This is a genomic window from Paenibacillus sp. Y412MC10 (assembly GCF_000024685.1).
Lineage (GTDB): Bacteria > Bacillota > Bacilli > Paenibacillales > Paenibacillaceae > Paenibacillus_AQ > Paenibacillus_AQ lautus_A.
Genome location: NC_013406.1, coordinates 3785354 through 3810236 on the forward strand (window position 1 = coordinate 3785354; position 24883 = coordinate 3810236).

The 24883-nt window shown below is 51.9% G+C and carries 17 protein-coding genes; 2 read left to right on the forward strand and 15 right to left on the reverse strand.

Going from position 1 to position 24883, the window contains the following annotated elements:
* Nucleotides 1-57: 57 nt before the first annotated feature.
* Nucleotides 58-840 (forward strand): helix-turn-helix domain-containing protein, encoded by a 783-nt coding sequence (locus GYMC10_RS16275; protein ID WP_015735513.1) that lies wholly within the window; start codon nt 58-60, stop codon nt 838-840.
* Nucleotides 841-935: 95 nt separating this feature from the next.
* Here GYMC10_RS16275 and GYMC10_RS16280 read toward each other — a convergent pair whose 3' ends face one another.
* The 12 genes from GYMC10_RS16280 to GYMC10_RS16330 form a co-directional block, all read right to left on the reverse strand.
* Nucleotides 936-2327 carry an ABC transporter substrate-binding protein gene (locus GYMC10_RS16280; protein ID WP_015735514.1) on the reverse strand — a complete coding sequence of 464 codons (1392 nt, stop codon included), beginning with the start codon at nt 2325-2327 and terminating at the stop codon, nt 936-938.
* Between the two features lie 352 nt (nt 2328-2679).
* A complete protein-coding gene (locus tag GYMC10_RS33045) occupies nt 2680-2880 on the reverse strand; it encodes a hypothetical protein (protein ID WP_261979268.1) in 201 nt (66 codons plus the stop codon).
* Nucleotides 2881-2937: 57 nt separating this feature from the next.
* Nucleotides 2938-4491 (reverse strand): family 43 glycosylhydrolase, encoded by a 1554-nt coding sequence (locus GYMC10_RS16285; RefSeq protein WP_261979269.1) that lies wholly within the window; start codon nt 4489-4491, stop codon nt 2938-2940.
* Between the two features lie 283 nt (nt 4492-4774).
* The gene (locus GYMC10_RS16290; protein ID WP_015735515.1) at nt 4775-6643 is read right to left on the reverse strand and encodes a beta-L-arabinofuranosidase domain-containing protein; all 1869 of its coding nucleotides are present in this window, start codon (nt 6641-6643) and stop codon (nt 4775-4777) included.
* 81 nt (nt 6644-6724) lie between these two features.
* Nucleotides 6725-8938, reverse strand: coding sequence for an ABC transporter ATP-binding protein (locus GYMC10_RS16295; protein ID WP_015735516.1), 2214 nt, complete (start codon nt 8936-8938; stop codon nt 6725-6727).
* A 23-nt stretch (nt 8939-8961) separates the two neighbouring features.
* Nucleotides 8962-9492: a DUF1854 domain-containing protein gene (locus GYMC10_RS16300; protein WP_015735517.1), complete on the reverse strand. Its 531-nt coding sequence runs from the start codon at nt 9490-9492 to the stop codon at nt 8962-8964.
* Nucleotides 9489-11756 carry an ABC transporter ATP-binding protein gene (locus GYMC10_RS16305; RefSeq protein ID WP_261979270.1) on the reverse strand — a complete coding sequence of 756 codons (2268 nt, stop codon included), beginning with the start codon at nt 11754-11756 and terminating at the stop codon, nt 9489-9491. Before GYMC10_RS16305 ends, GYMC10_RS16300 begins: the two co-directional genes overlap by 4 nt.
* Before the next feature lie 104 nt (nt 11757-11860).
* A complete protein-coding gene (locus GYMC10_RS16310) occupies nt 11861-12634 on the reverse strand; it encodes an alpha/beta hydrolase (RefSeq protein WP_015735519.1) in 774 nt (257 codons plus the stop codon).
* A gap of 87 nt (nt 12635-12721) precedes the next feature.
* Entirely contained in the window at nt 12722-14464 is a 1743-nt protein-coding gene (locus GYMC10_RS16315) for an SGNH/GDSL hydrolase family protein (RefSeq protein ID WP_015735520.1), read from the reverse strand.
* Between the two features lie 19 nt (nt 14465-14483).
* Nucleotides 14484-16004, reverse strand: coding sequence for a glycoside hydrolase 43 family protein (locus tag GYMC10_RS16320; protein WP_015735521.1), 1521 nt, complete (start codon nt 16002-16004; stop codon nt 14484-14486).
* 48 nt (nt 16005-16052) lie between these two features.
* On the reverse strand, nt 16053-17087 hold the full coding sequence (locus tag GYMC10_RS16325; protein ID WP_410002342.1) for an endo-1,4-beta-xylanase: 1035 nt from the start codon (nt 17085-17087) through the stop codon (nt 16053-16055).
* Entirely contained in the window at nt 17087-18484 is a 1398-nt protein-coding gene (locus tag GYMC10_RS16330) for an endo-1,4-beta-xylanase (RefSeq protein WP_015735523.1), read from the reverse strand. The genes GYMC10_RS16325 and GYMC10_RS16330 overlap by 1 nt, the downstream gene beginning before the upstream one ends.
* A gap of 310 nt (nt 18485-18794) precedes the next feature.
* Here GYMC10_RS16330 and GYMC10_RS16335 point away from each other — a divergent pair, with 310 nt between their 5' ends.
* Nucleotides 18795-19568, forward strand: a complete 774-nt coding sequence (locus GYMC10_RS16335) for a helix-turn-helix domain-containing protein (protein ID WP_015735524.1) — start codon at nt 18795-18797, stop codon at nt 19566-19568.
* Nucleotides 19569-19673: 105 nt separating this feature from the next.
* On the opposite strand, the gene GYMC10_RS16340 is transcribed toward GYMC10_RS16335, so the two are convergent.
* The 3 genes from GYMC10_RS16340 to GYMC10_RS16350 all read right to left on the reverse strand — a co-directional run bounded on the left by GYMC10_RS16340 (nt 19674) and on the right by GYMC10_RS16350 (nt 24861).
* Nucleotides 19674-21206, reverse strand: coding sequence for a glycoside hydrolase family 43 protein (locus GYMC10_RS16340; RefSeq protein ID WP_261979271.1), 1533 nt, complete (start codon nt 21204-21206; stop codon nt 19674-19676).
* Nucleotides 21207-21494: 288 nt separating this feature from the next.
* Nucleotides 21495-23117, reverse strand: a complete 1623-nt coding sequence (locus tag GYMC10_RS16345; RefSeq protein ID WP_015735526.1) for a response regulator — start codon at nt 23115-23117, stop codon at nt 21495-21497.
* Nucleotides 23110-24861, reverse strand: coding sequence for a sensor histidine kinase (locus GYMC10_RS16350; protein WP_015735527.1), 1752 nt, complete (start codon nt 24859-24861; stop codon nt 23110-23112). The genes GYMC10_RS16345 and GYMC10_RS16350 overlap by 8 nt, the downstream gene beginning before the upstream one ends.
* Nucleotides 24862-24883: the final 22 nt, after the last annotated feature.

Genomic DNA, 24883 nt, shown 5'->3' on the forward strand with positions numbered 1-24883 from the left:
CAGGTTGTAAAAGTTCATTAGGACGTTACAATTTTTTTAAAAGGAGGCGATTTTCGCATGGAGCTTGAATATCACCCTCATCTCGTACCGAATATCTTTCTGTTCGTAGACCGTAAATGTTATCCGGATTGGAAAATTCAGAAGTCCCGAATCGGATTTCATGATTTGACGTTCGTTGTTGAGGGCCGGGCAAACTACTACATTAACGGCAAAAAATTTGCAGTTGAAGCAGGCGACCTGATATACGTTCCCGGAGGAAGCGTACGAGAAGCCCATACATGTAAGGAGTCGCCCATGCATGCGTATCCGTTCAATTTTTTCTGGGCCGAGCCGCATAATTATATCCGGCTTCCGTTTGGCGTGGTCACAAAGAAATTGATCACCAAGGAGATTCTTTCCTACATCCGTGAGTTCAACCTCGTGTGGATGAATAAACAACCGTTTTATATGATCCATGCGCGCGCATTGTTCGAACTCATTCTCCATCGGCTGCTCCGCTGCATGCATCGCCAAACGACGATGCTGATGGATCCGCGGATCAAGAAACTGACAGCATTCATCGAAGAGCACTATGCGGAAGACTTGACGTTAAACGATTTTGCCGAGCAGCTCAATCTCCACCCCGTCTACCTTGGAAAGCTATTCAAGCTGAACACCGGTTCGACCTACAAGGAATACCTGCAGCGCGTTCGCGTAAATAATGCTGAAATCATGCTGGCGACGGGCAATTGTACTGTTACGGAAGCCGCGGAATGCTGCGGTTTTTATGACCTTTCCTATTTCAGCAAAGTGTTCAAGGAATCGAAAGGCTATCCTCCCTCTGCCATTAAGAGGCATTAATCGAAATCGCTTTCCAACACGAATGGCTTTACCTGAAGCCGCCCTCCTAATCGAAAGAGGATGCGAGGGCAGCTGTTATGGTTGACGATCCCTGCTCACTTTTTCCAAACTGTATCAATCGCGGCCTGGAACGGCGCTTTGTATTTCTCGACAACCGTTGATACCGGGATGCCTTCCTGAATTTCCCCTGTAAATTCGTAATAAGGCATCGATGGATACCCGGCGTTGGTATCAACTACTTTGATGCTCTCACCGGCCATCTTGGCATTTTGAATATCGTCCTCATTGCTGAATAGTGTTTCCAGCGTGGATTGTTTCGGATAATCGTAGATTGAGTCGATATCGTTGATTTTCTCGTAAATGTAAACCAGGCGTTCGGGGTGTTCTACCGCGCTTGGAATCGTCAGATAGTTCGGGATCGTATTATGCGAATGATACCCTGTGGCGCTTGGCCCTTTCGGGAATGGAAGAAAGCCGATATCGTAATCCGGCATGTCCTGCTTGAAGTTCTCCATTTCATAGTCGCTGCCGGCAAGCATCAATGTGTTGCCTTGGCGGAAAAATTGGCCCGCCTCAGTCCAGTCCCCTCCTTCCGTAGGCCTGCCAACCGCCTCGGTTGCAAGTCGCGATAAGAAGTTCAATACTTCCAAGGTTTTTGGATCCTCGAGTCCTTGCTGATCGAGAATGACCAGATTCGCCTCGTTCGAAGCCATGGCAGGAACCAGAAGGGAAGCGGTTGCAAGCCCCCAAATATCCAACTTGCCGTCGTTATTTGAATCTTTGTTCGCTTCTTTCGCGACTTGAATGAATGTGTCCCAGTTCCAGTTGTCTTCGTTGACGTATTCCTGCAACGGCTTTATGCCCAATTGATTCATTAGCGTGCGATTATAGAAAATGCCGGATGATGCGCCGTTGATGCCGGTCCGAAATCCGTAGCCTCTTCCTTCGTATTGGGAGTACTCGTTCGTGTACTGCTGTATGAATACCTTCTCATTCTTGGTATATTCATCCACTGGCGCGAACAAACCTTGATTTACCAGCGTCGGAATCATCCATGGCCTTGCAACCCGGATGATATCGCCGATCGGTTCGCCCGCTACCAGCGAAGCTGTCACCTTGTCCTGATACTCGCCGAAATCCACGGTTACGTATTCCATTTTAAAATTATGCTTTTCCATTAACTCTTCCAAATTTCGTTTCCGATTAATGTTGTCAGGGTTGTCTTCCTGAATGGACTCGTCATACCAGGACACCCATTTGATGGTGCTGCCGCCCATATCAAAATCCATTTCCGGCGAACCGGATATGTCTTCCTGGCCGCTTGGTTCGTCTGCCGGTTCCTCGTCTTTCACTGCAGGCTCGTTGACGGCCTCATTCGCTATGCCGGGTTCGCTCAACTTCAGATCACCGCCCGAACCGCTGCTGCATGCCATCATGAACACCAGAATCAGACTGCAGAACAGCAGGCTGATCTTTCGCATCCACATGCGTTATTCCCCTCCCTTGGTCATGGCTGCATTCATGTTGCAGCGCTTACATTTTGTAGCTACCAAGATCATATAACTGCTTGCGTTAACGGACCAGAGAGAAACTAAACATGATTTGTAAATTCTAAAAGTGTTGATGCTCTGGGCAACGCAAAGGGCCGGAAAGTGGAAAGCGCTTGAGCATCGGCTATACGGTGTGCCCAATCTGAATTCATCATTGGCAAAGGATTAACCTCGGGTTCACGTCGTCAAAACGCAAAAGAAGCGCTGCGTACCCGCACACGGGAACACGGCGCTTCTTTTGTTCTTCATGTTCAACAATTCGCACAAACCCAGAAAAGTTGTTGTTCCGTCAGTCTTCCACCAATGCTTCCACCTGCACATCCAGGTATACGGACGCAAGCGCTGGATTCAGGTCCTTCTCTTCCGTCAAGCCCAGCATCGGTTCACCGTCAACGTCGAAATGCACGCGACGGAGACCCGAGCAGCGGGGTTGGCCAATGCCTGGACGAGCGTGATATACGCTCCAGATCGTTCCTTCCTCGTCCTTCACATAAGAATTGTGTCCTGGCCCGTATTCGCCCGGCACGCTTCTGGAGGTTAGCAGCGGCTAATTTCGCTTCGTCCATTGGTTCGGGTCAAGCAAATCAGCGTCAGAATTGACGCTGAGCATGCCGACGCAATACGTGGCATCGACCAGAGCACCGGATATCGTCACGAAGATCTTCCGGTCTGTCATGAGTGCAAAGGGCCCTTCCTCCACGAACGTTTGATTGTTCGCCCAGCCGTAATCGGGCTTGGACAGCAGGACAGGCTCCGATAACAGTCTCCACGGTTCCCTCGGATCCGCCTCGGCGATATAGATCCACGAGCCCAGGTCATGCGGTACCAATTCCCTTTGCGCCCAGAGCACATATAAACGGCCTTTCCGCTCTAATACGGTCATGTCCAGCGTTATGCCGGCTTGAAACAGCGGGCTTCCGTCATTCCTGGCGACCCGGATTGGGGTCCCCCAATCCGCAGCCATTCTCGGATTGCCGCCATTCTTTAACCGCATAACATGCGATTGAATGTCTTTGAATTCGCCGCTGCAGCCGGCAAGAAAAATATACAGATCGCCGCCGATGCCATGAAGTTCAGGCGCCCACAGAAATCGCTTCAGATGATCATGCATGCCTGTATCCAGGATTTTGGTTTCTTCTGCCGAGACCAGACCGAATATGGAATCCGCCTCCCGGATCGATATCGTATGGTTGCCGTCGGCATCATTGGTCGCGACAAAATAATACCTTCCGTCCCACTGCGCAATGCAAGGGTCGGCACGGTTCGTCGCCATCGGAAACGTATAGCGATCCTGCCGAATGCTTCCAGAAATGCGATAAGTTCCGGGACGGCTCCAATCGATCTCGGACGCATCCCACTCAATCGGCTTGATCGCGGTTGTGCCATCACTGTATATCGCCGTCACTTTAACGGCTTGTAACTGTTCTTTGGACGTAACGGCCACACGCTCCGGCAGTTCATTACGCACATGAACCGGTACCGTAAGCTTATGAATCAGCCTCTGAGCCACGCCTCGCGATACACGTATCGCATTGCGGGGCACTGCTCCTTCAATGTCGACGCGTCTCGGGCTTAGCGTGAAAGCTTCGCACGGCTTCGGCTTGGCAGCGTCGTCCGGGCATGTCACATCCGCCATTTCCCTTTGATAATACCTTCCGTCTTCTTCACGCCAACGAAGGATATACCTTCGGGAAGCATGTTCATATTCGCACATGATATCTTGTACATGAAGCCCGTTCGTTAGGTTCAACAGACCGAGCTCCCGATACTGCAGCAAGTCCGGGGAAGTGAACAAAAGCACTGAGCCCTTGCTCTGCTGATCGGGAGAACCGTCCGCTTCCGTCCGAATGGCCAGTACGCCAAAGTTTCCGTCAGCCAAGTGGAACAGGTACGGATTCTTCAAACTCTTGGCGGACAGCGTGGCGTTTGAGAGCTCGGCGGCTTTAGCGAACAGCACCCCCGAGTTGTGATTAAGCTCCCGATAACTCATCCCGTCTTCGGTGTAAGCGAGATGCATGCTATATGCAAGCTTCGGGGAATAGATTTCCGGTTCAAGCGGTTCTCTCGTATAGCAGAGAACGCTGAGAATTTCATTTTCCATACGCTGCTCCTTCCCTCCTAACGGATAAGGCTTTTCAAGAATAATCTCTTCCAGCTTTGCACTCGGCTTCGAGTAATGAATATTCACTCCGGTCGTCCCGCCGAACAGGAACGTTATATGAGACCTCCGACAGCTTACATCTCTCAAATCTCCATTACGGAAATGGCAATTTTACCGATCTCAGTATCCGCCTGTTTGATCGTACTAGTCATCAGCCTAGATCTATCGCAGGAATGGATGTTGATCGGCTGGACACACAGAATATTTTATTTTTCTCTCTTCACTATAATTTTGTACGCGTTACTTTGAAGTAAATTTGATAAGGTTCGTACCCGATATCCCGAATTCGTTTGAACGTGATGGCAGGTTCCTGGTTGACTGTCTTGAAGAAATACCGCCAACTCCCCCATTCACGTTCATTTTCGTTCTCGATAGCGGACGCAATATCCTCATCCCTCATATAGAGCTGCTGTTCTGATTCGCACAAGCCTGCCAACACTTCTGGACCGTATCGGAAGGCACCTGTTCGTTCGTCGTCCGGTAGCGGAACAAACCGAATGCCGATTGGCAGCATGATCGAGACGGTATCGCCTTCCTTCCATGCTCTGTGAATGTCATAGAAGTTCTCGCTGTCCAGAGTCGTCCCCTGCAGAACGTCATTGACGTACACGGATGCTCCCGCCATGATCCACTCAGGTATGCGGAAGCGGAGCGTGAACGTTGTCGGTGCGGCAGCAGATACAATGAAATCGTATTTGCGAAAAGTAGGTATATTTTCATTTATCGACGCTGTATCATTAATAGCTTGGTACCCGGCCGTGTTAGACGAGGATAGGAGGCTACCGCTCATTTTGTCCTGCGTCTGTACGATCCGTATGAGGGTTCCAGCGATACTTGCGTCCAACTCGGAATCGAAATATTGACTGATATAGACGATATCCCCGTCCTGATAATAAATTCCCATGTTCCAGGCCGCATTCGCCTGAACCATCGTGCCGTGGCAGCAGAAGAAGCTGTCGGTTTCCGTGCTCCACTCCTTGCGCAGACCGGCCTTCATGGGGAGGAAATAGGTCAGCAGGCCGGTTCTAGGATAGTTATGCTGACTACCAGTCAAACCATATTCCTGATAATAGGCTTGCGCCATAATGCCATTGTATAGATTGTACTCGATATATTGCGCGTAGGTAGGGTCGCCAGATTGACGAAATAAGAAATCTGCTAGTCGGATCATGTTATAGACAGTACAATGCTCCTGATTTTTGTCACCTAGGCGGGCCTTCATCTTCATCTTCGGCATCCAGACCTCTCCAGCGGTTTGACCGCCTGTCGCAAGGCTTCCCCTTTCCGTTACAGCGCAATTCCAATACGCTTGGACGATGGACAGCCACCTGTCGTCTCCGGTAACCTCATAAGCTCTCGCACAGCCGAGCACTTCCGGTATCGTAGTGTTAGCATGCATATTCGTAAGCGGATCCTTGCCCTCCAGCAAGGGTTGAAACAGCCGACTGCGATAATACCGGTCTAACAGCACACGATATTTGTCCGCTCCGGTTATGTGCAACAGATCGGCCCAAACCTCAAGCATTCCGCCTGTCTCCACATCGAGAATATCGTCGAATTGCTCTCTTGTGAATGTGCCGCTCCATTCGACAAACCAGTCCGCGAACCGATCCACGATATCCAGGGCCTGCCGATTTCCGGCATATTGCCAGGCATCGACCAACCCCATTAATATTTTGTGACAATTGTATTGGGGCGCCCAGATGCTTTTTCCGCTTGCAATCCAGTGCAGATATTTTTCGGGTATCGGACCGACCCACTGACCGCCGTTATCGCGTTGGCATTCATGCAATTCATGCACAATAGCATCCAGTTTGGCCTTTAATTCGATGTCGCCGCTTTCTTCATAATGCAACGCCGCACCAGACAACCAATGACCAAGAAAATGGCCGCGCAATTGGCAGACCGGCGTTTCCCAACCGCCGTGCGCACCTTCGGGAATCGTTCTTCCATGAAATCTTCCGGCCTCCAAATGATAATTAAACAACAGATGACCGCTGTCCAGCTTCATCAGATAGCTTCTGTTCGCTCGTTCCCTGCGAATCAGTTCTTGCTCTTTCAAAATGACCTGTTTGCCTCTCAATGCTTTCATTGAGTTCCTCCTTTCGATATGTCGGCAGAACGAGCTTTTAATCTTTCAGCCCGTCTATTTCACAGTAAGCATCTGGCGGCGTCATACCACCACGGAAGGGTCGCTCTTGCCGGACATGCCGCGCTGGGCGGCAATCAGCTTGTAATAGATCCCCCGCTTATCCATCAATTCGCGATGCGAGCCGATCTCGGCGATCCGCCCCCTGTCGAGAACGACGAGCCGATCGGCATGGCGCAGCGTGGAGAGGCGATGCGCGATAGCGATCGTCGTGCGATTCTTCGTCACCCGTTTCAGTGCCTCCTGGATGGCCTCTTCCGTCTCGATATCAAGCGAAGCCGTTGCCTCGTCCAGAATGAGGATTCTCGGATCGTTCAGAACGGCCCTCGCGATGGCGATCCGCTGACGCTCGCCTCCCGACAGATTGTTCCCGTTCTCTTCCAGCCTCGTGTCGTAACCGTCAGGCAAGCTGATGATAAAATCGTGCGCGTTGGCGATTTTGGCCGCCTCAATAACCTCTTCCGGCTTCGCGCCCGGCTTCGAGTATTGAATATTCTCCGCGATCGTCCCGCTGAACAGGAACGTCTCCTGCAGCACGACTCCGATCTGCGAGCGCAAATCTTCCTGCCGGATCATCCGGATATCGATATCGTCGATCCGAATCTCCCCTTCGTTCACATCATAAAAACGGGAAATCAGATTGATCGTCGTTGATTTGCCCGATCCGGAATGGCCGACGAGTCCGATCATCTCCCCCGGCTTCACGGTGAGGTTGATTTCCTTCAGAACAGGCTCATACGATCGGTAACCGAAAAAAACGTCGCGGAACTCGATCGAGCCCCGAATCCGGTGGCCCACCGCGTTCTTTGCATCGATGACTTCCGGCTGCTCGTCGATCACCGAGAATACACGATGCATTGATATGACGGCATTCGCGATCCAGCGCGGCATGAACATCAACCAGGAGATCGGCCCGAATATCATTGCGGCGTAAGCGCTGAACTGAATCAGTTCGCCAACGTTCATTTCCCGGCCGATAATCATGTAGCAGCCGATCATGAGGACGAGATATTGGCCGATCTGAATCAAATAATTCGAGATCGGCGATAAAACGCTGTACAATTGCTCGCTCTTGATCGCGGCTGCGGCAAATTCGCCGTTGTATTTCCGGAATCTGCGGATTTCCCGCTCTTCCTGGCCGAACGCCTTCACGACCCGGATGCCGCTTAGAACGTCGTGAAGGAATGAGTTCGCCTTATCGGAGATTCGCCACTGCTTGTGAAACAGCTTGTGCAGCACGCGTCTCCAAATATGGTAGTGCAGATAAGCAACGAACGGAGCGGGAAGGAGCACGACCAGCGCTAGCTGCCAATCGGCGGTAAAGAGCAGCGCCGCTGACGCGACCAGGATGATCAGTTGGTAGATGGCCGTTGTGCACATCTCCTGAATCAAATGACGGATGCGGTCCGTATCGGCCGTCACCCTGTTCATCAGGTCTCCTGCCCGCTGGGACGTCAAAAATCCGAGCGACATGTTCTGAATCCGATCGAATACCGTTTTGCGCAAATCGGCCGCAATGCCCGTACTGACGCTGGCCATGATCCGGTTTTTGGCGATGCCGAGCAGCTCGCCGAAGGCCAGGGCGAACAGCATCCCGGCGAGGGCAAGGAAGAACACCCTAACGTTCGCTTCTTGCCCGGCGGGGGGCAGCAGCGCAGCGTTGACGAGTAGCTTCTGGAAATAGGGTCCAGCCATCGCCAGTCCCGAAGCGACGATCAGAACGCCAAGCCCAAGCATTAAGCCTCGCCAGTGCCTTCTCGACACGAGAAGCAGTCGTTTGAAAGCGGCTGTTCTGCTCATGCATCGGGGACACACCCGCGTACCCGGGACGAGCGATCGTCCGCAAGCTGCACAAACCGGATCCGCTTCATCATGATAAATACGGATGGGGCGAGTGGCAGCCATGTCATTCAAGATTTGGGCGATATAGCCGTACCTGGCCGCATGCTGCATCGTCACCCGGACGACGATTCGCTTCGTCTCGTTCTCCGTGGCTTCGAGCACTGCATTGCCAACGAACGGCACCAGCTTATAATCGCTGGCGTCCGCGATGTTTCCCTCGTCTCGCACCTGGCCGTCTTGCACATAGGCCCACCTGCCACCGCCGATCGCAAGATAGCCTTCCACCCGCCGCCCTTCCAGCGACAGGTCGGCCGGGACGCAATAAGCGATCTCCGCTCCGACGACTTGCCGTACCGCCGCTAAATCCTGCTCTGAAAGCGTGAAATTCAAATTCATCGATTTTCCTCCGTTACCGCCGTTTACAATCTCATTTCGACCATTCGGTATTCCTTGTCGCTCAGACGGTCCACCTGCGGGATGACGAATCGGTTTCCGTCGACGTCGATAATCAGCAGGCGATTCTCCGCGGCGAACTTGACGTTGCCGCTGCCGTTTCGCACCGTAAACCGGCACAGTCCGGCAGTCGTTGCAACTTCCCAATAGGAATAGCCGAACTCCTCGGTTACGGCAATAACCTTCGTTATTTCCGGCGTAAAATAGCGGATTATCATCTGCCTTTCAATCAGGGAGGCCGTGCCTTGGGGAAAATCGTCAAGATGGCGGATCATGCCGATCTCCTTGTTATCCGCCGTACGAATCGACAAGAATGAGCGCTGGTTCGTATGCGGAAAAGAACAATGCACGTAAACCGGCGAATGCACTTCGCCCCCGGTACTAACCGATAGCATACGTCCGTTCGTCTCCGTGAAATCCGTATTATCCGGGGTCAAATATCGGATGCCCGCCGCATCCGCCAGCTCCGTCCCCCGATGTTCGTCCATCGTCGTCATGCGATGATCTCCCCCTTCATTCTGAGCGCTTCGTCATGTTTGCGGACCAGTTCCCTATAGACGCCCTCCATCGCCATCAGCTCGTCGTGCGTGCCCGCTTCGACGATGACGCCTTTATCCATCACAACCAAAAAATCGGCTTGCCTTAACGTGGACAGCCGGTGGGCGATCGCGATCGTCGTCCGTCCTTTGACAAGCGAATCGAGCGCCTGCTGAATTTGCAGCTCCGTCTCCGTATCGAGCGAGGCGGTCGCCTCGTCTAGAATGAGCACCTTTGGGTTGTGCAGCACGGCCCTGGCGATCGACAGCCTCTGCTTCTCCCCGCCGGACAAGCTGTAACCGCCCGATCCGACCTGGGTATCATAGCCGTCCGGCAGCTTTTCGATGAAATCGTGCGCATTCGCGATTTTGGCCGCATGCAGAATGTCCTCCGCCTGGCAATCGGGATCGGCGTACGCGATATTTTCGGCGATGCTGCCCGAGAACACATAGACATCCTGGGATACGATCCCGATATGACGCCGCAGTGAAGCTGTCGAAAGATCCTTGACATTGACGCCGTCGATCCGGATTTCCCCCTCGGTTACGTCGTACAATCGCGACACCAGATTGACAAGCGTCGATTTCCCCGCACCCGAATGGCCGACGACGCCGATCATCTGCCCCGGTCTCGCGCACAAGGACACCTGCTTCAAAATCGGTTTGTTCGGCTCGTAGCCGAACGAAACGTTATCGACCACGATATCGCCTTTCATCGCCGGCAAATGAACGGCGCCAGGACGCTCAGCTACATCCGGCACGGCATCCTGGATCTCGAAGATACGCTGCGCCGCCGCCATGCAATTGGACCACCAGCCGACGATATTGTTCATGAACTGAATCGGCCCATACAGCATCATCATATAGTTGACGAACGTCAGCACGGCGCCGAACGACATCCGGCCTTGCATCACGTACCAACCGCCGAACGCCCAGATCAAGATCCCGCCCGCCTGCGTCAGAAAATTGAGCACCGGGAACACGGTTCCGCTCAATTTGTTGAAACGCTGTTCGGCCCCGGAGAATGCATCGTTCGCCCGCTGAAAGCGGCGGATCTCCACCTTTTCTTTACCGAATGCCTTGACGACCCGCGAGCCGCGAACCGAATCGCTGATGATTGAATTCAGGGCGCTCACCCTGCGGTGCCTTCGCCAGGACAAGCGCCACAGCTTCGGAAACGCGCTCCGGACAAGCCAAAGGACCAGTGGCATCGGCAGCAGGCAAATCAGCGTAAGCCGCCAATCCATCCAAAGAAGCACGGCGGTGATGCCGATGATGTTCAACGCATTTACGATGAAATAAGAAAGCCCGTCTACGAAGAAATATTGTAGTTCCTGTGCGTCGTTATTCACTCGGGTCATGAGATGACCGGTCTGCCTACGCATGAAAAAATCGAGCGACAACCGCTGCAACGCGGTAAATACGGCCGATTTCAAATCGAATGCGACCTTTGCCGCCAGTTTTGCGATAATGGTGCCGAACATGACCCCGAATAACAGCGATAGCGTTCGGAATGCGAGAATGATCACAATGACAAGACCGATCTTCCCCGCGAAAGCGCCACTTCCGGCAAGCGCCTGATCAAATAGCACCGTGCCTTGAAAATAAGGAATGACGAGACCGGTCGCCGAGTTGAGCAGCATAAACAAAACGATAAATAAGATGGACAGCTTATACTTGCCCGCAAACGACAGCAAACGTGCGAAGACGGCATGCCTCTTCATGCATTTCGGGCAGAATGGCCTGCCTTCTTCAGGGTATATCAATCCGCATGTCGGGCAGGAAGCCCCTTCCGATTCTTCGTCTTGTTCGAAGGCCTCCAACCGCTCGTTTTTCTTCATTTTGTCGAAGGCTCCCGCAAATCGGACGGCCTGTTTCATTTGACCGCTCGTGAATGCGCCGATCACTCGCTCTTCCCGCTCCTTGGCCACGACCATGCCGGAAGCGAACAGATTAACGATGACCAGGGATTCCAATCGTTCGACGGGAATGCGTTCCAATGCCCAATCGACGGAACGGTCTCTCCCCGGCTTGCCAGCGTCCTTGCTCCGGCGGGCTGCATCACTCCAAAACGTCTTCTCCTTCGAAGTGACGCTGCCACGAAAGATGTGAAGATATTCCCTGGACAAGACGAGATATCCGTCCGTATAGCCGCCGTCCAGCAACCGGTCACACTCCATCCAGTGCACCAGATCAGCGGCTTTTGTACCTTTTCTGTCCAACATGGACATGATTTCCTTCGGAAGTAACGTCATGATCTTTTCGCCTTTCGGTCATTTTGGCTGAAAGTAAAAAGCCCGGCCATAAACGGGCAAGGCTTCCTTGCACATTAGCTATCTTTAAAAAGGTGCTGTGAGAAATGATACAAATCGTTCTTCCATACGGACCAATCATGACCGCCAGGTTCCTCAAACCAAATATGTGGAACCTGGTGCTCCGCCAAATACGCATGCGTCCGGTCGCTAATTGGCATAAGACTGTCTTCGTCGCCGCATGACAGCCACAGCAATTTGAGCCCGGCCGACGCTTCATCCGGATGCGGGACGAGCTGTTCAGGAGATTTCGTATTGGGAGCCGGGGAAAAAGCGCCGATCCATGCGAAACGGTCGAGGTGCTTCAAACCGATATTCAAGGATTGCCCCCCGCCCATGGACAACCCCGCAATCGCACGGTTTTCCCGACCTGTCGATACCGAATAACGCGACTCGACAAAGGGAATCAGGTCGTTTAGCAAATCGAATTCGAACGTCTCGAATGCTTTCACTTTGTCCGGATCAAACAGGTCCCCTTCAGCCCGATCGTTCGGCATCGCACGGCCATTGGGAAAAACGACGATCATCGGCGCGAGTTTCCCATCCGCGCATTGATTATCCAGAATCGTCTGCGGATCCGCATGGCGGTGCCATTCCGACTCATCACCACCGATCCCATGCAATAAATAAAGCACGTTGTACGTTTTATCATCGCCATACCCTGGTGGCGTATAGATCGTCGCCTTTCGAAAGTTGCCTACCGTTTCGGATGCATATTCCACCGTTTCGATTATTCCCCTGGCGATATGTTCCCGTTGCCGGTCGAATCCGGCCGGGGCCTTCTCCTTCATGTTCCTCTCCCCTTCAGTTCATAGGTTTAGCGCCGGGCGATATCCAAGCAATCTCACCGAATTGGCAAACTGTGCTCTAATACAACCTTATGGAACATAACCGAAGCCCAGAATCGTGAATCGCTTATCCTCGTGGCCTTCCGCCATTTCGATTTCTACCGCATGTTCATCCGAATTTGGATCATTGTATAAAATCACAGCATTGCAGTGTGTCCAGTTCACTTCAAGCGGATCGGCGGTCTTCTTCAGCTCCCCGTCCACCCATATCTTCGCGGTCCCGAATTCCCGGCTGCCGGAGTCTTTATAAACAAGGATGAGACTCTTGCTCCGGAAGATCATCTTGAAGCTGTGCTTGCCGGAATCGGCCGTGTGCATCCAGTTGTGCGGAAATTGCGGCGTCCCGTATGCATGATCGTCCATTTCCGCCGTCTGCAGATCCGTGTCGATGTCCGAAAAACCGCCGGCATCAATGCGGGCGAAACGGTCGCCATTCAGACGGTCGAGCAGCTTCGTTAAAACGAAGTCGTTTCCGATCAGCGGAGGCTGTACATCCGTGAAGTCTTCCTCGTCGGTGGGGGAACGATCGGTTATCTCGAATAACCAGCCCAAACAATCGGCCATCACCCGATGTCCTGCATTGGTCGGATGATATATGTCGTAGAAAAACTGCCTTTTCGTAATCACGTTGCCTTGCTCCTTGCTGTATCGAAACTGTTCCGTGACCGCATCCTTCACGCTGACCATCGGAAGGTTGTAATGCCAGCCTAAGGGGGCTAGCCGGTCTTGAAGATTCCAGTCGTTCACGAATACGCTGAACAGCAAAATCACCGCCGGCTTGTGATCGGCACGAAGAGCCTTGAGGACCAGGCTCTCGTAACAGTTTCCTTTCGTTTCGTCGCCGGCGTCGTTGACGGCAAACTCGACGATCACGATATCCGGCTGCACCTCCCCTTCTCGAAGCACATCCCGATCATAGCGGACGATGCCCAGCTCCGACGGCGTGCCGCCTACGCCGGCTTTGATCAGACGCATCGGGCTGTCGGCGGCTGGTGCAAACCTTCGCTTGAACAGGTCATAGGATTGGTATGCGTAGCATTGGGAATGGAGCGGAACAGCACCGGCCCCTTGGGTGATGGAACCACCGATGTAGGCGATGGTTACGGGCTCGCCTCGCTTCGCTTTTTCGATCGCCGCTTTTAGTCGCTTGTTATGGCCAGGGCTTATGAGCGATTTTTTAATCATGTCTTGATATGCTTGTGATTCCACATCGACCGGCGGGTCGGCTTCAACCTCGGGAACTTGGTAACCGTCATGAAGATAGAATACGATGCTTGCCGTTGCCAACACGCCCCCTCGCTCAAACTCCAAGACGAATTTGCCCGGAACATGGTCATCCGAATATCGACCCTCGTCGTTATCCAGAACCAAGAGCGTTTCCGTTCCGTTGGCTGGACAGGTTATAGTCTGCCGGGATCCCGTTTCGTATGGATTCGCTTTTCCCCAGTTCCAAAATGTGAATAGGGCGCTCGATACGTCTCGTTCATGAGCATGAACGGAGATCCCGATACAGTCCACCAGCCGGCGGAGACCGCTGCTGCTCTTTAGCAGCTCAAGAATGGTTTCATCCGTCACACCTCCCGTAAATCGGGCTTTATCGACGAGTTGGCTCCCGTCCAGGTAAATCTCTTGCGTATACTTCCCATCGGGACGAATCGTCGCTTCGATCATCGTCTCATATAGGATGTAAAGTCCGCGGCGTCCGACTGCCGGATTCTGCGGTGCGGCCGGGCCTTCCGTTTCATTTGCCGCTGTCGTCCCATGGTCTGCCATGGCTCGTCATCCTCCTGCTCTACCGTTCGGCTTTTTCGTAGCGGAAATAATCGAAGTCGACATGGCCGCCGATTTGCGTGGTGGCATAATAAAATAACCCGATCCGATAACCCATAAAGTGATCTAACGTATACCGCATGTTCAGCTCTCCGCCGATCGGCATCCACTCCGACCCGTCGACAGAATAATGAAAGGAAGCCACATCTTTGCTGTTTTCAAAATCAAAATGGATTTTCAAATGCACATCCCTGCCGTGAAAACGTACGGTTTCCAGCTCCTTCTCTAGGCCATCCCCATCGTTCACGCTCATCCCGATGAACTTGTCGCCGTTTTCTGCCACCTTAACGCCTACGGTGCCGAAATGGCTTTGCAGGGCAACAAGCCCAGCTCGATCGCCCGGCTTCATACGATACGTATCCAGCAAGGCCAATCCCATGCAAGCAGGCCCTTCCGTACGCTGCGTTAACGTATTGCGCGCCTGAAGCACGCCTGCAGCCAAGCTGCCCGTCGTCAGTCTTAGAAAACCGGGGCGTTCGGTCACCGACCACAGCCGATGATCCGGGTTGTGGTTCCACTGCCAATTCAGCGCCAGCTTATCCGATTCGTATTCGAATTCGTCGCTGATCACGAGCGGCTTCGCCGCGCCTTGCGGCAAGTCGACATCAAACCGTTCCGGCACCTTGCCTTCCATGCCGAACACCGGCCAATCCTCCTCCCAGGCCACCGGCACCAAGCACGGGATTCTGCCGACGGCATCATGATCCTGGAACAGCATCGCGTACCACTTGCCATCCGGCGTGTCGAATATTCCTCCCTGGGCAATTCCCTTCTTACGGTATCTGAGATCGTCATCCAATACGATTCTTCGTTCATAGGGGCCGAGCAATTCCCGTGACCGGTAACAGATTTGTCTACGCCGGCCGTTGCCGAAGCCTGCTTTCGGCCATTCAATGAACAGCAAATAATAATAACCATTGATTCGATAGGCATGGCAGCCTTCGCAGCGAAGTCCGATACCCTCCGCTTCCGTTTTGAACAGCAGCTGGTGGATTCCGTCCGGCTTAAGAGCCGTGGTATCCGCGGTCAACTCGGTGATGTAAATATCCCCGTTGCCGTAGATTACGAAGACGCGGTCATCATCAAAAAGCAGGCCTGGATCATGCCGAAGTCCGTCGATGACCGAACGCTGCCACGGCCCCTGAACGATATTGTCCGTGCAGTACACGTAAAATTTCCTGGTATCGTTGCTGGAGAAACAAACATAGAATCTGCCCTGATGATAGCGTAGGCTGGCCGCCCAGGATCCTTGCCCGTATATATTTTGGCCGTCTTCCAAACGATGGGCCTCATTGTCTTCGAACGTATCATATACGTAACCGACAATTTCCCAATGCATCAAATCCTCGGATCTCATGATCGGACAGCCCGGCATCGAATGCATGCTGGTGCTGATCATATAATAAGCATCCTCTGCGCGGATGACATCCACATCCGGCACGTCCGCCCATATGATCGGATTTGTGATCAATGTCTTGTTCATAGATGGTTTCTCCCTTCAACTATTGGAGACTGCTGGAATGGTGCGCGATCAAACATCCTGAAATGTCTGATCCGCCTTGGCTTCCTTCAACAGGTTCCAGTAAGATTCCTTCGGATGATGATTCTCATCGAAGACAAACGGCCAATTTTTGCGGCCCCTTACCGGAAAATGATCCAGCCAGGTATAATCGTCCGCCGCGCCCCAGAAAGTTACGGAAGTTATGCTGCCGCTGTACTCTTTAAGCAGCCGGAACAATTGTCCGTAACGCTCCGCCTGGCGCTCAAGCATTTCTTCCGTCGGCGCCGCCAGATCGGTCCGCTTATCCTCATGCGCGAAAATGGATACGTCAAGCTCCGTTATATGGAGCATCAGGTCAAGGCTTGCATATCTTTCGATGGCCCTGCGGATATCGTCAAGCGAAGGGAACTCCAGATTCCAATGAGCTTGAAGCCCGACGCCGTGAATCGGCACATCCTGCTCCTTTAACAATTTAAGGAGCGCGTAAATCTTCTCCCTCTTCTCCGGTACGGATTCGTTGTAATCGTTATAAAACAGCAGCGCTTGCGGATCCGCTTCATGCGCGTATTCGAATGCCTTGGCGATAAAATCCTCCCCGATTGACGCAAGCCATGGGGAAGAACGAAGAAGATCGCTTCCGCTGTCGGCAATGGCTTCGTTCACGACATCCCAAGCATGGATATCTCCGCGATAACGGCCAACCACCTCATCGATGTGCGCTTTCATCCGCGCAAGCAGCAGCTCGCGGCCGGCTTTTCCGCCGGAGCTGTTTTGAAACACCCATTCCGGCGTCTGATTATGCCATACGAGGGTATGTCCTCGCACCGCCATTCCGTTCGATTTGGCAAACGATACAATCTGGTCGGCTTGCTCGAATGTATATACCTCTTCCGATGGGTGCAATCGCTCGAATTTCATTTCATTTTCCGCCGTAACGCTGTTGTAATGGTGCGTCAACAATTCCTTTTGAGTCACCATCGTGATCGGATTCACGGCAGCTCCGATGTTGAAGCTATTTCCAAAGGCTTCATGAAGCTTGGGCAGCTTCTCCACATTCATTCTCATCATTCGGCTTTCTCCTTATCACGTTTTTTCGGTAAGCGGCATTGAGCTATACAATTGTTTATCCATAATGCTTGCTCGACTCTGCGGTAACGTCTGTTTATAACTCGGTCTTCGCGCAACAGCCAAAATGCCGGTTTGGGCTGATGTCGTTGATCGAACAGCAAAGGCGCATTGGTACGTGCGACCGGAAAACCGTGAAGCCAGGTATGATCGTCGGCGATGCCCCAAAATACGACGCCGCTAAGAATGTCCTTGTTTTGGCGGAATGCCTTAAACAACTTGCCATATCGTTCGGCTTGCAGGTTTAGGATTTCTTGCGGGAGATCTTGGCCGTAATCGCTGCGGTCGTTCCAGGCATAAATGCTCATGTCGAGCTCGGTGACGAGATTGTCGAGGCCAAGCTCCGCGAATTTTCGCATCGACGTGATGATGGAATCCACCGATGGACCATAGATGTCAATATGCGTCTGATGTCCGACACCGTCGATCGGAACACCTTGCTCCAGCAAATCTTTCACCAGCTGAAACAAACGGTCCCTTTTCACAGGGTTATCCGTTCCGTAATCGTTAATATAGAGCTTCGCTTCAGGTCCTCCGACTTCCCGAGCCGCTCGAAAAGCCGTTGCGATGTAATCGGTATCGGCAATTTTATACCATTCGCTCGCGCGCATACCGTCCGGATCCCCGGGTTCAATGACTTCATTCACCACGTCCCATGACGTAATCTCGCCCTTATATCGGCCGACGATCGTCCTTACGTGGGTATCCAGACGTTCCAGCAGCAATTTTTTGTTCGCTTCCCGGCGCTTGGGGTCTGTCTCATCCACCATCGGCTTGCCTTCCGCATCTTGGAAAAACCATGCACCGACTTGGGTATGCCAGACCAGGGTATGGAAACGGACTTGCATGTTGTTCTCCTTGGCATATTCCACGATTCGGTCGGCGTTCGTCCATATAAACTGGCCTTCCGATGGCTGGATCTCATCCGGCTTCATTGCGTTCTCCGCCACCAGCCAGCGGACATGCTTCTTCAGCAGCTCCGACGATGGGCCGTTGGTCTGATTCGGTTCGATCGCGGCGCCGATCGGAAAAACCTCCTCGAATAGTTCATGAAGCGATGGAATATCTTGCCGTACAGACGGTTGTGCTTGAGGTTCAGTAGACGCGGGTTTGTTTGCACTGGCTGGGGATTCGGCACTCGAATTCCCGTTCGACACTTCGGGGTTCCCCCTTAGCTCCGCGGCTCCTTCCTCCAGTGTTCCTGGTGCCTGACTTTCCGCGGCCTGCTTGTTGCGGCTGTCCATATAGGACACGATTAAGAGGAGAACAACGGACGCTGCCACCGCAGTTGCCACTGATGTTACCGCCCATCTGCCGAGTTTAGACATACGAAACAAAACACAGCCTCCTTTCAGCTTCGAGCAAAAAACAGAAATCCGGTACGGAGCCCGGAACCCCGCCCGAATGGTCATAACTCCATATTAGCGCTTACATTTTTTTGCAACAACCTGCCAAATTGGGGTCCTTCACCCGTCCAATCTCAGGTTGTCAAAATTTCTTACGCGTTCACATACCGGTTATATTCGGTAAGAAGTAAATATCGGTTAGAAATATAAAGATCGGCACATTGTGATCCAGCCTTCCGTTCCCCATAATGTTATCAAACCGTATGTAAGCGTTATTACAAAGAAGTTAGGGGGAAGCATTGTGCATGATATTCTGCTTGTTGATCTGGAAACTCATGATGTAGAAACACCGGGAAGCCCGCCGGATTGGAATGGTTTGAGATGCTCGCGGTGCCGCTGCGTCAGGTCCTCCTCGTCCGCTATGCAATTCGTTGCCTTGGAGCCTTACACGGTAGTGATTATCCATGCGTTCGGTTCAGATTCCGCAGGCATGGAGTTATGCGAACAAATCCGGTGCGTAAGCCGAGTCCCTATCATTGTTGCCGGAGGCAGCACGGACTTTTATTGGACCCGGAAAGCCTTGCAGCTCCAAGTCAACGATTATTTGCCGGCACCGTTCACGATCGAAGAGCTCAGCTCCAGCTTGCAGATGATCACGCCAGCAACCGATTCCGGTGACGGGAATCCGTGTCTTAGAGTGTCCCATGTCCATGCGGAAAAGGAGGATCAGGTCATTCAAGAGGTCAAGGAATACTTGGAAGATTCGAAGTATCAAAACGTCACCTTGAAAGAAATTGCCGAGCGGATGCATTTCAACTACTCCTATTTAGTCCAAAAATTCAAGTTCCACGAGAAGATGACGTTTAACGAATATCTATTGCAGCAGAGAATGGAGAAAGCGAAATTCTTGCTGGTGCACACCAACATGAAGATATACGAAATCGCTGACATGGTGGGTTATAACGATATGGACTGGTTCTATAAAAAATTCAAGTCCTATGCCGGCGTAAGCGCTAACATGTTTAGAAAAATGCATGGATCGCAGACAGTACAGATCGCCTCTGGCCAGCATTAACTTGTACGTACATTATAACCTCGAAACCTAAAAAAGGCGCTGCTTTTTTCGGGAGCGCCTTTTTAGATGGCAATCATGTTATTAACGAACAGGCAATATCAGCAATCAATGATGAAATTGCCATGCTTCGAAATCAAATAGCCTCTGATCCCGCTGCCCGGTAAATATGAAGTAAAGATGATGGATGCCGGACGCGCCCGAAACCTCTATGGAGAATTCCCTTCGCTGTTCCGTACCGGATGAAGGCGGTACGTCCACCTTGCCGATCCGTTCTCCATCCGGACGATCCAGCCGAAGCTCCAGCCGCCCTCCCGCATCTATACCCGAGACCCAAGCCGTAAACGCAGATGCTCCTTTCCCGAAATCAGCATTGGCCACTGCGATCCAATCCCGGTCATGGATGTCCGTGACCCTCAATATCGGGCTTCCCTGCGAGTCCTCAGCAGCCATAGACGTATTGACTTGAATTCCGGCATTCCATGCCATCGTTACCGCCTCCGTTCGTTGGAAAGGATTGAGCGGCTGGATCCCTTTCACGCCTTCCATGTCAGCTACAATCTCCCTGATGGTACCGTCCGGCTCGAAATAAACCCGGTTCAGATGGGTTGAGCGATAGCCTTTGGGAACCCCCATGGACTTCGACAGCGTTTGGGCGTGATAGGCAATATACCAGTTTTGTCGGAGTTGAAAAATGACGTGATGATTATTCCCTCCGACCCCGAAGAAATGCCCTGGATTTTTCAAAATAGTCCCTTTATAAATCCAGGGTCCCATCGGATGCTCGCTGACCATATAAGCGATCTCGCCTGGAGGAGGACTGTTCTCCGGCCGCGTTCCTCCGGAGAAATTGGAACAGTACGTATAGTAATACTTTCCACCAAACTTGTTGATTCCTGAATCCTCGAACATATAAGGAGCTGGAATCGTGACGGCTTCTCCAAGCACGCTGACCATATCTTCGCCAAGCTGCATGACGCGAGCCGTATCCGGCATTTCGGCTTTGCCTTCCGGAACGCCGCCGCCAAAGTAGATATAGGCTTTCCCGTCATCGTCAACAAGCACGGCGGGATCAAACAACCACGTGACTCCTTCCACGCCAGGCGTGTTTCTTGTGATCAGCGGCTTTCCTATAGGATCTATCCACGGGCCAACGGGGCTGTCGCTCGTCAGTACACCGATGCTGCTGGCATTGTTGGCAAAATAGAGGAAGAATCGATCTTCCCCGTGAATCACCTTGTGCGCGGCCGCTGGTGCCCATGATTGCGTTGCCCATGCGGCAGCGCCGGTCGGTCCTGCAACCTGGATTGCGCCGTGATCGGTCCAATTGACCAAATCCGAAGAAGAGATGACGGACAGCTTGTTGATCGTGCTGTAGCTGTTGTCCTTGACGTTCCCGTCACCGTCATACTCTAGTGCGTCATACGTGTTATATAAATATACACGTCCGTCTACTGCCAGCGCATAGGGATCCGCGCCGAATTTATGCGAGACGACCGGATTCCCATTCGGAGGAATCTTGCCGATCGCGACCGCGTACGGCTCGCTGCGGGTGCTGTCCGCATCCCGAATCGTATCCACGCTGCTGCCCTGTTCCATCATTTCAGTTCCCGCCTTGCCTGCTTTGATTTCATCACTCATCTTGTCACTCAACTCCTGGTTTAACAGTTTTGGATCGTCTTGGCCACGATTCGCAAGTTTTGCAAAGACAAACATTATGCAAACGAACGCGAATACGGTAGATATGACCAGTAACGGCTTTACGGGCTTCATCCCTGAACACACCCTCCTCCATCGTTACTTGGCGACCTGTCATTCCCATTACGGGTCGACATTCCGGAAGTGGTCGTAAAAAGTGTACCTCTTGCTAAGCAAGGCAACAACCCGACATTCCATCTGAAAACACCGGACTAATGGTAGGTGGCCGGCCTAATTCACGAGATTGTCCCGGTACTCCTGAGGCGTTAACCCCGTCGCCTTTTTGAAGAAGCGGGTGAAGGAATGGGCTGCATCGTATCCGACAAGAGGAGCCACGTCCCTTACCTTCAAATCCCCTTCCTTAAGCAGTTCCTTGGCTCTTCGGATTCGGCATTTTTCGATATATTCGGAGATGTTGATTCCCCGTTCTTGCTTAAACAAGCGCGATAGATAGGACGGATTGAAATAATAGCGTTCGGCAAGATGCACAAGGGTCACGTCCTGATCCAAATGCTCCTCGATATATTGACATACCCGATCAATGACATGCGCCGTTTTGCCTCGTTCATCCATTCGTTTGAAAGCGAAGATGTCTTCGGCCGTTCGCCTCAAATACCGAAAAGCTTCCTTCATGGAATCATGGCCTTCCAAGTCCAGCAGCTTTCCCCGTTCACCGGTAGGATCCTGAAGACCTAGCCGGGTCAGCTTCGCATACAGCACCAGCGCAATAGAATAATAAGCTTGGGCAGCGTGCTGATGAAGATCGTCCACGGTCAGCACGATTTCCGACATCTGCTCCAATTCTTCCATAAATTCATTTTCCCTTCCGGCCTCCAAATGTGCTTCCAAGATGTCCGCCTTATGACTCGCCTCCACTCCTTCCTTGCAGTACGGCGATTTGTCAGAGTCGGTTTGATCCTTCAGAATCATCGGAAATCCGTCGCCCATCTTTAGCTGCTGCAGCCTTCGCAGCCTTTCATACTGTGGTGTCACATCCTCCCACCGGCACGGGAAGCCGCTTATGGTGAATGATACGGTAAGTTCAAGAGAATCAAGGCAGGCTTCCTGGATGAGTTCAAGCGTACCCTCCAAATAAAGAACCAGACGATCCCCGGTCGGGTTCTTGGACCGCGGCTGGAGCAACCATAATAAATCCCCGTGTTTGTCCACGACGCCGATGCTGCGGACTTGCTCCTCCATAAAAGAATTCCATATCCATCTTACCGATCGATGGCCATTTTTCTTTTCTGCATATGCTTTGCCTGCTGAATACGCTACGCGGCCAAGAGCTAACAGTACAGGAAGTTTCGGATCCAGCCCAATGTTCAAGGTTTGGAAATCGTCAATCATCGCTTCGTTATCCGCTCCAAGCAAGCTGCTGTCCGCTACGAATTGCCGGAAGTACTCCCCCTGCTCCATCCACTCCAGCGCTTCGATCTGCATGCGAGATTGCTTGAGCCATTCTTTCATGCGGTTGCCGCTCTCGATTTCATGGATAACTTCCTTCACGACCTCCATGACCTTATCGAAACCTTCCGTCTTCAACAAATAGCGAATATTGGGCATCTGGATCGCTTGATAAGCGTAATCGAAATTACTGTACCCGGTCAGAAAGATAATTCTGCACCTTGGCCAAAGAGCGCGGATGCTCTCCGTCAATTCCAATCCGCTCATGCCCGGCATGCGTATATCCGTCAGAACGATGTCGATTCTCGTGCGCGACATCCAATTCAGCGCTTCCTTGCCGGAGTAGGCCCGGCAAACATCAAGCTTTTCGGGCATCCATTGATGAAATACTTCGAACAAACTGTTCGTAATAATCTCTTCATCGTCGACGACCAGCAATCTATACATGTCCATTCCCCTCCGTCAGCCTGATTCGAATCTGGACCCGCAATCCATTCAATGGACTTCTTGAAAGAACTAATCCGCTGCTTTCCCCGTACGTTAAGGCAATTCGCCGATGGATGTTGATAAGGCCCGTCACTTCAGGGGATTCAGCGGATTCGGACGTCCGTTCAAGCCGCCTGTTTAGCTCTTCGATTTCGTTATCCGTCAGCCCGTTCCCATTTTCTTCAATCACGATGGAGGCTTCGTCTTTATCCAAATGAAACGCTACATGCAGCAAACCTTCATCCTGCATTTTTTCGAGACTGTGCTCATAGGCGTTTTCGATAATAGGCTGAATGATCAATCGCGGCACCTTGATGGTCTCCATTTCCTTCGGCAGCTCCCCGAATTGAACGCGGATCCGCCTTGAGAATCTGAGCTTTTGAATCTCGGTATAAATGCGGGAATGCCTCGTCTCTTCCAGCAATGGAACGTTGTCCGCATCATTGCGGGTAATGAATCGAAAATACTCTCCAAGCATGTTCGTGAACAACTCGATTTGCGCGACATCCCCCGTTTTGGCCAGGGAACTCAAGATGAAGAAGCTATTATATAAAAAGTGGGGATTGATCTGGGATTGGAGCTGTTTCAGCTCCGCCCTTTGCATCATGAGCTTATGCCTGAAATCCTGATCAATCAAATGCTGCAGCTTGATAAGCATATGATTGAATCGATCGTATAAATAGCCGAACTCATCCCTTTGTCCGTGCCTGATCCGGATATTAAACATGCCATCTTCCATTTTCCTGAAGCTTTGGACAAGCAGGAGCAGCGGTTTATGAACCAGCTTGTATGTCGATACGGCATAGATGGCGATGGCTAAGAGCGTCGTGCCTGCAAACAGCCAGGCCCAGACATAAAATTTACTTAGCGGCCGCTTCACCACCTCGGTAGGCAAGTAGGTGAACACGGATAATTTCAGCTTATCGGAATACGCCTTATCGATCAGATATCTGCCTGTACCGATCATTATCAGTTGGCGATTCGCATTTGGGATGGCCTGCATGGCCCCTCCCATTAAACGATCCGCCTCCTCATGGCTGGCCAGAGCAAATCCGGACGGCTCGGAGACGATAAAAGCCCCGCTTTCCGGATATACGCTGATTTGCATCAGGGATTCCCTGAGTTTGCTCGGATCCAGTTCGATCTGAACGATCAGGAACGGCTCTTCCCCTTTTCTAGCTCCGTATTTAGCCGCTACAAGATGGAGCGTATCGTCGATCTGCAAGAGTCTCGCATTGCCGTGCGCCTTTCCTACTTGGACATTGTTATACCGTATCGAGTCGAATGGGTTCATCCCGGTCATGGCTGAAATCGTTTTATCCATGCCGCGAATATGAACGAATACGTCTTTTATGTAGACACTGCTGTTTTTGATGGAGACCAGTCGAGGCAGCAAATAATGGAGGCTTGCTTTTCTATCGACCGTGCTCATCATCTCCCATGTCAGCACCATTTTGTTGAGTTCCCCGTCCTGCAAAATATCGTATTGCTGAATTTCCAACCATTCGATTTCCCGGTTCAACCCGTCCAGGTAAGCCGAAAGCTGCGCTTGCGAATTTTTGGATATTTCCTGGCTAGCGTATTGGTAACTCCAGTTATACAGATAAACACCGAGAATGATAAGCGGAAGAATAACGAATAGATAGGTAGCAACCAATCGAATAAAGATGGTATTTCGAATGGAATTCACGGGTAACTTAAGCAATTAAACTCCTCCGATGCGTGTG

Bases quoted from the DNA above. Each gene is read 5' to 3' on its own strand.
- GYMC10_RS16275 (WP_015735513.1), top strand. From the start codon at position 58: ATGGAGCTTGAATATCACCCTCATCTCGTACCGAATATCTTTCTGTTC.
- GYMC10_RS16280 (WP_015735514.1), bottom strand. From the start codon at position 2,327: ATGTGGATGCGAAAGATCAGCCTGCTGTTCTGCAGTCTGATTCTGGTG.
- GYMC10_RS16285 (WP_261979269.1), bottom strand. From the start codon at position 4,491: ATGGAAAATGAAATTCTCAGCGTTCTCTGCTATACGAGAGAACCGCTT.
- GYMC10_RS16290 (WP_015735515.1), bottom strand. From the start codon at position 6,643: ATGAAAGCATTGAGAGGCAAACAGGTCATTTTGAAAGAGCAAGAACTG.
- GYMC10_RS16295 (WP_015735516.1), bottom strand. From the start codon at position 8,938: ATGAATTTGAATTTCACGCTTTCAGAGCAGGATTTAGCGGCGGTACGG.
- GYMC10_RS16300 (WP_015735517.1), bottom strand. From the start codon at position 9,492: ATGACGACGATGGACGAACATCGGGGGACGGAGCTGGCGGATGCGGCG.
- GYMC10_RS16305 (WP_261979270.1), bottom strand. From the start codon at position 11,756: ATGTTGGACAGAAAAGGTACAAAAGCCGCTGATCTGGTGCACTGGATG.
- GYMC10_RS16310 (WP_015735519.1), bottom strand. From the start codon at position 12,634: ATGAAGGAGAAGGCCCCGGCCGGATTCGACCGGCAACGGGAACATATC.
- GYMC10_RS16315 (WP_015735520.1), bottom strand. From the start codon at position 14,464: ATGGCAGACCATGGGACGACAGCGGCAAATGAAACGGAAGGCCCGGCC.
- GYMC10_RS16320 (WP_015735521.1), bottom strand. From the start codon at position 16,004: ATGAACAAGACATTGATCACAAATCCGATCATATGGGCGGACGTGCCG.
- GYMC10_RS16325 (WP_410002342.1), bottom strand. From the start codon at position 17,087: ATGAGAATGAATGTGGAGAAGCTGCCCAAGCTTCATGAAGCCTTTGGA.
- GYMC10_RS16340 (WP_261979271.1), bottom strand. From the start codon at position 21,206: ATGAGTGATGAAATCAAAGCAGGCAAGGCGGGAACTGAAATGATGGAA.
- GYMC10_RS16345 (WP_015735526.1), bottom strand. From the start codon at position 23,117: ATGTATAGATTGCTGGTCGTCGACGATGAAGAGATTATTACGAACAGT.